The sequence below is a fragment of the Leucobacter aridicollis genome, assembly GCF_013409595.1.
Taxonomy (GTDB): Bacteria; Actinomycetota; Actinomycetes; order Actinomycetales; family Microbacteriaceae; genus Leucobacter; species Leucobacter aridicollis.
Genome location: NZ_JACCBD010000001.1, coordinates 1,554,461 through 1,566,483, shown reverse-complemented (window position 1 = coordinate 1,566,483; position 12,023 = coordinate 1,554,461). Strand labels below are relative to the sequence as shown.

Annotated in this window: 10 protein-coding genes; 2 read left to right on the top strand and 8 right to left on the bottom strand. The window is 70.0% G+C overall.

Annotation, left to right across the window (positions count from 1 at the left end; translation table 11 throughout):
- Window positions 1-77: 77 nt before the first annotated feature.
- The gene (pdxY, locus tag BJ960_RS07210) at window positions 78-932 is read left to right on the top strand and encodes a pyridoxal kinase PdxY (RefSeq protein WP_185986795.1); all 855 of its coding nucleotides are present in this window, start codon (window positions 78-80) and stop codon (window positions 930-932) included.
- 73 nt (window positions 933-1,005) lie between these two features.
- On the opposite strand, the gene BJ960_RS07205 is transcribed toward pdxY, so the two are convergent.
- The 6 genes from BJ960_RS07205 to BJ960_RS07180 form a co-directional block, all read right to left on the bottom strand.
- Window positions 1,006-4,362, bottom strand: a complete 3,357-nt coding sequence (locus tag BJ960_RS07205; protein WP_185986794.1) for an ATP-binding protein — start codon at window positions 4,360-4,362, stop codon at window positions 1,006-1,008.
- Window positions 4,359-5,111 (bottom strand): DUF4194 domain-containing protein, encoded by a 753-nt coding sequence (locus tag BJ960_RS07200; protein ID WP_202229235.1) that lies wholly within the window; start codon window positions 5,109-5,111, stop codon window positions 4,359-4,361. The genes BJ960_RS07205 and BJ960_RS07200 overlap by 4 nt, the downstream gene beginning before the upstream one ends.
- Window position 5,112: 1 nt before the next feature.
- Window positions 5,113-6,666 (bottom strand): DUF3375 domain-containing protein, encoded by a 1,554-nt coding sequence (locus BJ960_RS07195; protein WP_185986793.1) that lies wholly within the window; start codon window positions 6,664-6,666, stop codon window positions 5,113-5,115.
- 58 nt (window positions 6,667-6,724) lie between these two features.
- Window positions 6,725-7,903 carry a DUF4303 domain-containing protein gene (locus BJ960_RS07190; RefSeq protein WP_185986792.1) on the bottom strand — a complete coding sequence of 393 codons (1,179 nt, stop codon included), beginning with the start codon at window positions 7,901-7,903 and terminating at the stop codon, window positions 6,725-6,727.
- A gap of 108 nt (window positions 7,904-8,011) precedes the next feature.
- Window positions 8,012-9,826: a gamma-glutamyltransferase family protein gene (locus BJ960_RS07185; protein ID WP_185986791.1), complete on the bottom strand. Its 1,815-nt coding sequence runs from the start codon at window positions 9,824-9,826 to the stop codon at window positions 8,012-8,014.
- 32 nt (window positions 9,827-9,858) lie between these two features.
- On the bottom strand, window positions 9,859-10,185 hold the full coding sequence (locus tag BJ960_RS07180) for a winged helix-turn-helix transcriptional regulator (RefSeq protein WP_185986790.1): 327 nt from the start codon (window positions 10,183-10,185) through the stop codon (window positions 9,859-9,861).
- A 64-nt stretch (window positions 10,186-10,249) separates the two neighbouring features.
- Here BJ960_RS07180 and BJ960_RS07175 point away from each other — a divergent pair, with 64 nt between their 5' ends.
- Window positions 10,250-11,113: an NmrA family NAD(P)-binding protein gene (locus BJ960_RS07175; RefSeq protein ID WP_185986789.1), complete on the top strand. Its 864-nt coding sequence runs from the start codon at window positions 10,250-10,252 to the stop codon at window positions 11,111-11,113.
- On the opposite strand, the gene BJ960_RS07170 is transcribed toward BJ960_RS07175, so the two are convergent.
- Window positions 11,106-11,546 carry a fluoride efflux transporter FluC gene (locus tag BJ960_RS07170; RefSeq protein WP_185986788.1) on the bottom strand — a complete coding sequence of 147 codons (441 nt, stop codon included), beginning with the start codon at window positions 11,544-11,546 and terminating at the stop codon, window positions 11,106-11,108. The genes BJ960_RS07175 and BJ960_RS07170 overlap by 8 nt on opposite strands.
- Window positions 11,543-11,971: a fluoride efflux transporter FluC gene (locus BJ960_RS07165; RefSeq protein ID WP_307814741.1), complete on the bottom strand. Its 429-nt coding sequence runs from the start codon at window positions 11,969-11,971 to the stop codon at window positions 11,543-11,545. Before BJ960_RS07165 ends, BJ960_RS07170 begins: the two co-directional genes overlap by 4 nt.
- Between the last annotated feature and the right edge of the window lie 52 nt (window positions 11,972-12,023).

Below are 12,023 nucleotides of genomic sequence, written 5' to 3'. Positions count from 1 at the left end.
GGGGCAACTCCAGGCAAGTGGTCCAGTCGCAACGATGCGAAGTGGATCACCCGGTGGTCCAGTGAAAGGATCGGAGGATGCGCATTCTGTCGATCCAGTCATCTGTCTCATACGGTCACGTCGGCAACTCGGCCGCGGTGTTCCCGCTACAGCGGATCGGCGTCGAGGTCATGCCGGTCTACACGGTCGCGTTCTCCAACCACACCGGCTACGGCGCGTGGCGCGGCCCGATGCTCACGGGCACCGACGTGCGCGAGATCGTCACAGGGATCGAGGAGCGCGGCGGCCTTGCAGGCGTCGACGCTGTGCTCTCCGGGTACCAGGGTGGTGACGATATCGGCGACGCGATCCTCGACGCGGTCGATCGCGTGAAGCAGCACAGCCCGAACGCGATCTACGCGTGCGACCCCGTGCTCGGCAACGCCGTCTCGGGCTGCCATGTCGCCCCCGAGGTCCAGAACCTCATCCGCGACAGGGTCGTGCCCCGCGCAGACCTCATCACGCCGAACCAGTTCGAGCTGGGCTTCATCACGGGCACGACTCCGACTACCCTCGAGTTGACGCTCGAATCGGTCGACCGCGCCCGCGAGATCGGCCCGAAGACCGTGCTCGTGACGAGCGTCGAGCGCCCGGAGCGCGCGTCGGACGGGGTGATCGAAATGCTCGCCGTCCACGGCGACGAGGCCTGGCTCATCGAGACGCCGCGGCTGCCGCTCAAGGCGAACGGCTCCGGCGACGTCACCGCTGCGCTCTTCACGGCGCACCTCACGGCAACGGGTGACGCGGGCGACGCGCTCGCCCGCACCGCGTCGAGCGTGTTCACGCTGCTCGAGAACACGCTCGCTTCCGGTGAGCGCGAACTCAAGCTCGTCGAGTCGCAGGAGGCCTACGCCCACCCGAGCATGCAGTTCGAGGCGACGCGGGTTCGCTAGCCCCGCGCTATCGGCCCCCCGGATAGCGGACCGCAGCTCGCCGGGACCGTAGCCCCGGCGAGCAGGCCCCGGGCTACGGGACCTCCGACAGCCCCACCTTCGGCTTCGCCCACGACCGGCCGCTCGTGTCCTTGAGGATGTCGTACTCGACGTCGACGTGCGGCTCGATCGCGCTGTACTTATCGTTCGGCGCGCCAATGACGAGCTGGAACCCCAGCCCGCGCCAGGCGCCGATCGCGCGCTTCGTGAAGTGGGCGTCGGCCTTGATCAGCGCCTCGTCGAGGAACACCGGCGCGTAGCGCGGCCGCTCCGCGTCGGCGTCGCCGAGCTGGTACCGCAGCGCCGCCCCAACGATGAACGCGATGAGCTCCTGCGACTCGCCGCCCGACTTCTCGCCGATGTGGTCGTACAACGCCGCGTGCTGCTTCGTCACCGCATGCACCTTCTCGGCGCTCACACGAACATGGTTGCGCACGTCGACGAGCTCCGCGAAGTCGGGGGCCGTGCGCCTGATCCTGCCGATGAACTTCTTCATCCGCTCGTACGCTTGTTCCCGCTCCGCGTCGGTCGCCGCGGCCGCGATGAGCGCGCGCACCTCGCGCAGCTCGGCGCGGAACCTGCGCCTCGCCTCGGACTGGTTCTCTCGCGGCGTGATCTGTAGCCGGTGTTCGTCGTCGTAGAACGGCAGGTCCTGCATGATGCGGTTGATGGGCTCGATCCGCTCCCTGATCTCGCGGAGGGCTCGACTGAGCATGGAATCCAGGTTTGTGAGGTCGTTGCCCGACAGCTTGAGCAGGCTGTGCTTCCACTCGGTCTCGAGCTCGTGCAGTCCGCTCGTTTCAAGTTCGGCGAGGATCCGCTCGAAGTCCGCGAGCGACGAATCCGGGTCGGCGCGCAGGTTCGGGTTCGGCCAACTCTCGAGGAACCCCTCGAGCGCGCGCTTCAGGTGCAGGCGCTGCTCCTCGAGGGTGAGCTGCGCGGCGGCCTGATCCTCACGCAACAGGCGCGAGGCGCTGTCGAGCGCGGCGTCGAACCTTGCGAGCGCCTCAAGCTTGCTGCGCGCGGGCGTACCCGCCGGGCTGTCGAAGCGCTCATCAAGGTAGGCGAGCTGATCAGGATCGAGGAGGCGCTCGGCGTCCTCCGCGTCGTCGACTGCGCGCTGCGCCTCGTCGACCTCGTCGGTGATGTGCGCCCAATCCGCGGCGACCCTCTCCTGGCGTGCCTCGGCCCGGCCGAGCGCCTTCTGCAGCTCGGCGAGCTTCTGCTTGAGCTGCCCGATCTGGGCTTTCAGCGGCTCGAGCTTCGGGTTGCCCGAGACGAGCTCGGCCACGAGCGCCAGCCACTTGTCGCGCTGCGCCTCGAGCGTCGCCACGTCGACCTGGTCCCAGGTGAGGTCGCTGATCTTCGCGTAGGCGGCATGTCGCGCGTCAAGCGCGTCGAGGGCCGCCGCGGCCTCCTTCTCCGTTTTCGTCGCCGCGGTCAGTCGCGCCGAGAGGTCCCCCGCCTGATCCGCGAGGTCGTCGAGCCTGCGCTGGTTGGAGAAGCCGAGCACGTTTGCGCGCCCGTGGCCGCCGTGGGCCCCGCGGGAGCCCTGCGACATCTGGCCGCTGATGCTCAACGCCATCCGGTGCTCGGAGAGGCCGGCCGCGGTGTCAACGCAGACGAACCCGAACTGTTCCTCGAGCCTGTCCATGAGCCACCCGGTGAACGGCGTGTCACGGAACTCGAGGCGGCCCGGCAGCTTCGCCGAGTCGAGCCGCGCGTGCCAGCCGCGATCGGTGTGTGCGCCCTCGTAGCGCAGCCGCATCGGCAGCCGCACCTCGTTGATGGCCTGCCTGAACTTGCCGAGGTTCGCGGTGTCGATGAGCAGCGTCGTCGCGAAGCCGCCGAGCGCGAGGTTGAACGCCTGGCGCCAGGGCTCGAACTCGGTGCGGACCTCAATGAGCTCGCCGACAAAGGGCAGCTCCTCGATCGGGATCCCCGCCGCGCTCGCGAGCAGCTCACGCGCCTCGTGCAGATGTCCGGGAATGTTGCCGCGGAGCGACTCCGCCCGCCCGCTCTCCTTCGCGAGGTCGGAGACCTGCTCGCGCAGGGCGTTCGTCTTGCCTCGGGCGTCGGCATAGGCGTCGCGGACCGCGGCCTTTGCCTGCGGGTCCGCAAGCGCGGCCTGGGCGCGGGCGATGAGCTGCCGGAACGCCTTCTCGGTGCTCGCGTCCTCGCCGATCGGCGCGATGGCCTCGTCGAACCTGCGGCGCGATGCGGTCACGGTCTCGAGCTGCTTCTCGATGATCGAGAGATCTCGCTCGGCGCGCTCGATCTGGTCGCCGCCGGAGTTCCGCAGGACCTCGACGAGCCCCTCGCGCTCGGCCTCGGCCGCCGCGGCGAGGGCCTGCTGCGTGCGCACCTCGGTGTCAGCCGCGGCCTTGTCCTGCTGCAGTTCGGCTTCGACGTCGCGCAGCAGCTCGAGCCTGCGCCCGGTGCGCCAGAGCGCCGAGAGCGAGTCTGGGTCGTCGAAGCGGCCGATGTCGTCGATGAGCCTCAGCTGGTCGGCGGCCGCGAGGATCCGGCCCCGCATGTCGCGGATCGGCCGCAGGGCGCGCACCTGCCGCTGCGCGGTGACCATCCGCATGCGCGTGCTCTCAAGCTCGTCGAAGTGTTCGACGACGGCGTCGGCCGTCGCGAGCGTCTCGGGCTCCTCGAGCACCATCCGCTTGTACAACTCGTCGACGGTCGTGATCTGCTGGCCCGCCTGGATGCGCGCGAGCAGGCTCATCGCCTTCGCCCCGGCGCCGGACGCTCCGATGCCAAGCACCGAGTGGATCTTCGCCGCGAACTCACGGTCGGTCGAATAGGTGTCGAGACCCGCCGCGCGCACCGCGGCGTCGCCCAGCCGCTGCGCGGCGGCGGTCTCGAGGTCGCCGAGGTCGAACGTTCCGTCGACCGTCGCACGCACCCGCACGGTGTCCTCGATGATGCGCGCGGTCGCCGGGATGTACCAGGCCCGCAGCGCGGTGAACCGCGATCCATCGTGATCGAGCCAGGTTGCGGCGATCGCGGTCCACGTGTCCTCGCCGTCCCCACGGAGCACGCGCACCTGCGTCCCCTCGTCCGTGCGCGACTCGTCGAGCTTGCCGCGGCCGTACGAGAGAATGTTGCGCTGCTCCTCGCCGCGGGAACGCCCGGCGACGCCGCCGTTCGAGGCGCCGTTGAACGGCGTGGTGTGCGGCATCATGAGCGCGATGTACGCGTCCATGAGCGTGGATTTTCCCGATCCTGATCCGCCGCACAGCAGCGTCGCCCGCGGCGAGAAGCGCACCCGGTGCGCGCCATCGTAGCCGCCCCAGTTCACGAGCTGGAGCTCGTCCGCAACCCACTGCTGCCCGCGCGACTCGGCGGGAATGAGGCCAAAGAGCGTGTCGAGCATTGTCATGATGCGGTGTCCTCAATCTTTTCGGCGGTGTCGGCAACCTGCTCCTTGAGCCACCGCTGCAGCTCGCGGAGCCGGTCCGCGCTCAGCACGACCTCGACGAGCGGTGTGACGCGAAAGCGCCCCTCGGATTCCTCGTCGATGATGCCCTCGTTCCGCAGGCGGTTCAGCGCCTTTTCGACGGTCTTCTGGCGCGCCGCGGTGTTCCCGTCGCTGTCGGTGAAGTAGCTGAGCACCGTCTGCTCGATCTCCTCGACGTCGATCCGCACCGCGGGTTCGCCCGCGGTCGACTCGCGCTGGTACACCGTGCGAAGGTAGACGAGCACGAGCGTCTCGGCGCGGTTGTAGGCCTCGTCACGCAGCAGCACCGGCACCTCGAGCTCCTCGGAGCGGACCTGCTGCTTGTAGGCGACGCCGCGCTCGGGATCGACGATGAGCCGAATAAACAGGTCGTGCAGGCGCGACTCGATCACCTGATGGTTTTCGAGCAGCACCGCCCAGTCGTCCTTGTGCCGGTCGGCGAACAGCACGCGGCGCTGCAGCAGCCGCACCAGCACGCGGCGCACGACGGGGTCGAGGACGCCGCGATCCCCCGCGAAGTACTCCTCCCGATCCCGCTCCATCGGCGCTGGCGCGACGAAGCCGTCGCCGGCGCCGACGTCCGCGACGGCTTCGGCGTCGGCGGTCTCGCCGACCGGCGCGCCAGCGTCCGGCGTCACGTCAAGATTGGGCGTCTCGTCTGGCTCTGGCATCTCACTCATTCGGTTCTACTCTCGGGGTGGCCGCGTCTCGCGCGGCCGAAACTGGTGCGTCCGCGGGAACGGCGGCGTCGCGCGGGGTGCGCGCCGTGACCGCGGCGAAGGCGAACGTGCGCGCCGTGCCGTCCGGGCGGATCGCCTCAACGGTCGACACGGTCTCCCCCTCCGTCATGCCGGCGCGGTGCGCGAGCTCGAGCATTCCAAGCAGATCGGCCGGCCGACGCGTCGCGGTGTCGTCGATGCTGTCGAACGCCTCGGCGAGGTCGAAGTCGTCGCCTGGCAGGCCGGCGACGTAGGCCTCGAGCGCGACGTAGTTCGGTCCGCCCCACGCGCGCGTGTCCGCGTCGACGAACTCGGCGGTGCTGCGAGCATCGGCGGCCTCGCTGAGCGGCGCCGGCACGTTCGGTGGCCGCGGGTCGCTGACGGTCTGTCGGAGGTGGTGAATGGCCGCGCTGGGTAGGGCGCGCAGCGGCTCGACCCGGTCTCTAGCGTTCGACTCGGGAACCCAAGCCTGCAAGCCCGCCATGACGCTGCGCAGCAGGCTGTCGACCTCGCGGTCGCGGATCGGGTCGTGCGTGCGCACCTGCGTCGTAATGATGTGGGATGCCCGCCGCTGTGCGGTGAGCACCTCCTCGACGCCCTGTTCAACGCGCTTCGCGATGGCGCGGAGGTCGGCACGCTGTTCGGCGCTCATGAGCCGCGCGAACGGTCTGCCCAGGATCGACTGCAGTTGCTCGGTGAGTTCCTCAATGTGCACGGGGTCACCAATAAGTTTCAGGGCGCCAGCAAAGGCGCGCCCCTCGGGGGTCGCGTCCATCACGTGTTCGCCGCGCCGCAGGTATTCCCGCAGCACGTCACCGGTCGGCCGCTCGTCGCGCCGCAGCTCGGCGATGACGTCACGCTGCATCGCGTTGATCGACTCTGCGACGCGAACAAAGTCGGCCGGCAGCTCGCGCGAGAGGTGCAGCACGTTCTCCGTGTCCTCAAGCAGCTGCTCGTCGTCGACGGGGTCGAACGCGTCGTCGTCGTCCTCAAGCCTCGCGAGCTCAGCATCGATCTCGGCGCGCTCGGCGCGAAGCCGTTCGATGCGCTTCACCGGATCCGTCTCGGCGCTCTGGGTGAGCTGCTCAACGGACTCGAGCAGGGTGCGCACGCGCGAGCGGGATACCTTCGCCCTGCCCCCACCCGCGCGCCCCGCAATCTCGAGGGCACCGACGGCCTGGGCCGACAGGCGATACAGCTCGACGCCGTCCTGGATCTGCGGCACGAGCCACCCTACGCGCGCCCAGTACCTGCAGATGTCGCGACCGGAGCCGCTCGGGAGCCGGCGCTCCTCGTCGTCGTAGCCCGCTGCCCGGAGTTCGTCGGCGAAGTTGCCGACCTCGACATGGGCGTCCGAGATCGGGACCGACTGCCGCTCGGCTGTGAACATACCCGAGAGCACCGACACGACGAACGGCGCGTACCTTCCGTGAAGCAGATCGAGCGTCGGGTTCTTGAAGGCCGCCAGCGCACGCTGGAAGGCGATTTCTGAACGAGAGCTTGTCACTTACCAAGGATACCGCTGGGCGCGTGACCCGATTGACAGCCGCGGCCGCGCGGTGGCATCAGGCGGGGACGCCAGCGTCCTCGAGCACGGCCCGGGCGTGTACGCGGACGACCTCCCACCGCGATGCGAGGGCGGCGCGCGCCGCCGGGGTTTCGTCAGGGGCGAGCGCGCAGTAGCCGCTGCCGGGCCGAAGCTCCTCGGCAAACGCCGGTTCGAGTTCGGGCCTGGCGGCGAGGGCGTGCTCGAGCGGCTCGTAGTCGAGCGCACGGTGGGCACCGCGATCGCGGAACGAGCTGAAGGGGTCGGCGATACCCCGCACGACGACGTCGCTGGGAAGTTCGGCGATGCGGGTGAGGATCAGGTCCGAGCGGCCGAGCCGAGCGAGCGCACCCGCCGCCCATGCGCGCGAGTTCAGCTGTGCCTTCTTCGCCCGCATGAGTCCATCGAGCGCGTCAACGACGTCTGGAGTATCAATGTTGATCTCAGCGAGCAGCCGCGCGGCGACGACGTCACCGCGCGCGAGGGTCTCGTGTCGCACGACGCTCACGAGCGCGGGCACTGCCGCGGCCCCACAGCCGACAAGCAGGCTCTCGTGTTCACCGATCAGCGGCCCCTGATAGCGCGGGGCGACGGCCTCCGGGAGGAGCTCGGCAACACGATCCTCAACGGGGAGCGCCGCGAGCCGACGCCGCTCCCGCTCGGCCTCGTCGTACTGGGGAAAGTGTGCGACGAGCTGCGCCTTCGTCAGGCTCAGCGGGATGAGTTCGCCGGCTTCATCCGCGGCAATCGCGACAAACGACTTTGACACGATGCCCTCGGCGACGAGCTGCTTCATCGCCAGCTTCGCGGCTTTGGGGAAGCAGCGCAGCCAGCGGTCGTACTGGCGCTCCCACTGTGCGCTCCCGGCGCCAGCCGACGCCTGCACCGTGTCGGCGAGCTCCTGGAGGGCCGAGGACGGCTCGAACCCGTGCGTGAGGTCGGGGCCTGACCAGCGCAGCGAGTCAGCAAGCCCCTCCTCGGGACCAGACCGAGCGGTGTAATCGGCAACGATCGCGGCAAGCGTCTCCTCGGTACCCACCGTCACCATTGGCCAGTAGATCACCGTTCCGTCGCCGTAGAACTCGTGAAACATGGCGCCGTAGATCGTCTCGCTCAAGTGCCGCTCGTGGACGGAGCGCACCGCCTCGACCAGTTGCTCGGTGGCCGCCGCGACGACCGCTTTCGTGTCAAACGCCATGTCGATCTCCTCCGGAGCGGTCGAAGCGGGTCAGGTGGTTCATCCTATCGACCCCGCCAACGCCGGCCGGAGCGGGCTCATCAGCCGCGTCGGGCGGCTCACTCCGAGCTACCGACCAGCCGCGTATCCTTGCGCTCCGCGCGCGTTCGCTGCGGCGGAGAGCGCGCCCGTCTGCGGATCCCGACCAACGCTCGAGAGACGACCGAGAGCCCAGTCCCCCGCCCGCGTCACTCGGTGGCCCCGGGCCTCGAGCGCTTCGATAACGTCGTCGCCCAGTCGATCCTCAACAACCACGCCTGCCGGGGTCCACGTCCGTGGCCAGAACGATTCGGGTACAGCGGTCGTGTGCAGTGCCGGGGCGTCGATTGCCTCTTGCTGGGTGTAGCCGCCGACGAGCACGCGCAACAGGAACAGCAGCTGCCACTGATCCTGCTGGTCTCCGCCGGGCGAGCCGAGCGCGAGCACGGGCTCGCCGTCGCGCAACACGAGCGTCGGGGTGAGCGTCGTTCGGGGGCGTTTGCCCGGCGTCAGCGTCGACGGCCCGCCCGGCTCCAGCCACGTCATTTGCAGGCGGGACCCGAGGCAGAAGCCGAGCTCCGGGATAGCGGGAGACGACTGCAACCATCCGCCAGAGGGCGTCGCTGCCACCATGTTCCCCCAACGGTCGACGACGTCGATGTGGCAGGTGTCGCCTTTGGTGACTCCCGCTTTCGTCACGGTGGGCTCGCCGACGCCAACAGCGACATCGCCCGCAGCGAGCGCCGGGGGCCGGTACTCCGTGCGGAGGGGCGGCACGAATGGCGTGTGACCCGGTATCGTGCCCGGCCGAAACTCTGTCGATGCGCGTTCGCCGATCAGGGAGCGGCGCTCTGCGGCGTATTCCTCCGACAGCAGCACGTCGAGGGGAACCTCGTGGTCGCCGTAGTACGCCTCGCGGTCGGCATAGGCGAGCTTCTGGGCTTCGATGATGCGGTGTGCCCCGTCGGCGGTCGAGGGGTCGATCTCGTGATCGGCAAACCCCGACAGGATCTGCAGCGTCTGGAGCAGCGCTGGCCCCTGTCCCCAGGCCCCGGTCTTCGCGATCGTGACGCCGCGGAACTCGAGCGTAACGGCCTCCTCAGTGCTCGCCCGGAAGCCCGCGAAGTCCTCGCGGGCAATCACGCCGGCGTGGTCGGTGCCCGAAGAGTGGCGATGCGGACCGCGGACAAAGTCGGCAGCGGCCTCGGCGACGAATCCGTCGGACCACGCGTGGCGAGCTGCTTCAATTCGGGCAACCCTGTCACCGCTGCCGGGCAAGTCGGCGCCAGCAGCAACGAGCCTGTCGAGCGTCCGCGCGTAGGCCTCGTTCGTGAGGATCGCACCGGGCGCAGGTGTCTTTCCGTCCACGAGCCAAAGCTCCGCGGAGGTCGGCCAGTGCTCAAGGAACAGCTCCCGCACGCTCTCAATAGTTGCGCTCACGCGTGGCAGCGCCTGGTGCCCGCCCCTGGCATATCCAATCGCAAACTCGAGGACGTCCGCCAGCTCCCACGTGCCGTGTTCTGCGAGCAGCAGCAGCCACGCGTCGACCGCGGCTGGCACCGCGGTGGCTAGCGCGCCGGATCCTGGAACGAGATCAAGGCCGGCCTCGAGGTAGTGCTCGGCAGTGGCCCCGGCCGGGGCGCTCCCCTGCCCCATGAGCACTCGCGGACCGCTTGAACCGGCGGCATGGAAGATGCCGGTCATATCGCCACCGGGACCGTTGAGATGCGGCTCAACGACGTGCAGCACAAAGGCTCCGGCGACGGCCGCATCGAACGCATTTCCGCCACGCTCGAGCACTGCCTGGGCGCTCGCGGTCGCGAGCCAGTGCGTGGACGCACTCATCCCGAAGGTGCCTTGAAGCGTCGGCCGTGTTGTGAATGCGGGTGGCGGGGTGAATGGCATGGGTCTCACTTTCTCAACCGCAACGGGCGGTGTCATCGGGTCCGTCCCGCCGCCGGCACGCTCAGCGCCCACTCCGCCATCGCGTCGAGCACGGTGCGCAGCTGCTGACCCAGCGGCGTGAGCTCGTACTCGACGCGCGGCGGAACCTCGGCGTACACGGTGCGCGTGACGAGCCCGTGCGTCTCGAACTGCCGCAGCCGGCTCGTCAGCGTGTGGGGGCTGATGCCAGGCAGCGACTCGCGGAGTTCGCCGAAGCGGAGCGGGCCGCGAAGCAGCTCGCGAACGATGAGGGTCGCCCACGGTCCCTCGAGCAGCACAAGGAATCGCGCGACGCCGCACTCAGGGAGTTCCGTTTCCATGCGCTTCACCCTACTCCCATTAGTGCAGTTGATGTAACTGATGCATTGACTGCACTATTGAATCATGACAACAGTGATTCATGGCGCAACAGGCGCCCAAGGCTCCCCCATCGTCGCCGCCCTCGCCGCTCTCGGCGAGCAGCCCATCGCGCTCAGCCGCGGCGGCCAGCAGGTCGACGGCGCACGCGCGCTCGCGGTCGACGCCGCCTCGGCGACAGACCTCGCCGCGGCCTACGCGGGCGCGGAGGCGGTGTTCGTGCACCTGCCGATGGCCCCCGAGGGCGAGCGGCTCAGGATCGCGCACGCCACAATCGCCGCGCTCGAATCGGCGCAGCCCGGGCGGGTCGTCATCTCGACGAGCGGCACCATCGTGAGCGCGCCGGGCACCCCGCTGCAGGCCCCCGACGACTCGTCGCTAGCGGTGCTCATCGCTGGCGCGACGGCGACCGGGATCCCCACAGCGGTCGTCGAGCCCCGCCTCTTCCTCGAGAACCTCCTGCTCCCCCATGTGCAGGCCGGCGTGCGCGAGGACGGCGTACTCCGCTACCCGGTCCGCCCGGACTTCGCGGTGTCGTGGGCGTCGCACATGGACGTCGCAGCCGCCGTCGCCGCGCTGCTGCGCGACCCGTCGGTGACCGGGGTCGTGCGCGTCGGCCACGTCCCCGCGGTGACCGGCCCAGAACTCGCCGCCGCGTTCGGGGCGGCGCTCGGCAGCGAGGTGCGGTTCGAGTCGGTCACGCCAGCAGCATTCGGCGCGAGCATCGCTCCGCTCCTCGGCGAGGGCGCAGCCGCGGGCGTCGCCGGGCTGTACACCGCGCTCGGGGCCGAGACCGACTTCGCATTCGATCCGGCGACGGGGGCCGAGGCGCGCATCGGCGTCGCGCCGATGCCGCTTGCGACGTGGGCACAGGTCGTGACCGCTAGCTGATCGCCTGCCCGATCAGGATCCCGGCGGCCGCGAGCAGCGCGGCGGCACCAAGCGTGCCAAGCGCGTTGCCCGCGGCCGCCGTGATCCGCCCGGATTGCGCGAGGCGGACCGTGTCGAGGCTCGCGGTGCTCATCGTCGTGTACCCGCCGAGGAGGCCGACGCCGAGCGTGAGCCACAGCAGGGTAGCCGGGCTCCCGGGGTGCGCTGCGGCCGAGTCCGCGAGGCCGCGTCCGAGCCACCCGACGAGCACGCCAAGCGCGAGGGAGCCGGAGAGGTTGACGGCGGTGATCCCCCACGGAAAACGCTGGCCGGGTTGACCGGTCCCGCTTCGGCTCGCCCGGCGGCCCGCCGACCGGGTCACCCAGGTGTCGAGCAGGAACCGCAGGATCGCCCCAACCCCACCACCGGCAGCGACCACGAGCGCGCCGATCATGCGGCTCCTCCGGCCGAGAGCCGCCGCCCGATCCAGACTCCCACGAGCGTGGCCGCCCCCGCGCAGGCGACGGTGCCGAGCGCGAGGATGAGCGCCGAGGCGATGCTTCCCGCGCCCGCGAGCTCGGCAACCCCGACCGCGAGCGCACTGTACGTGGTGAAGCCGCCGCAGAATCCGGTGCCGACCGCGAGCTGAAGCCGCGGGCGTCGACCCGCGAGGCCCGCGACGATGAGCCCGAGCAGACACGAACCCGCGACGTTGATCGCAAAGGTCGCGGCGTTCGCGTCCAGGGGCAGCGCCAGGCCGGCGAGGTAGCGCGCGACCGACCCCAGCGCGCCCCCGAGGCCAACGAGCCCGGCGTCGCGCAGCATCACCGCGGGCCCGCTGCCGGGTGGCACCTGCTGGACGGGGTGGGAATCGCTCACCCACCTGATCCTACGCGCCGAGCGCTACCGTCTGTTACGCACCGCGCCCCAC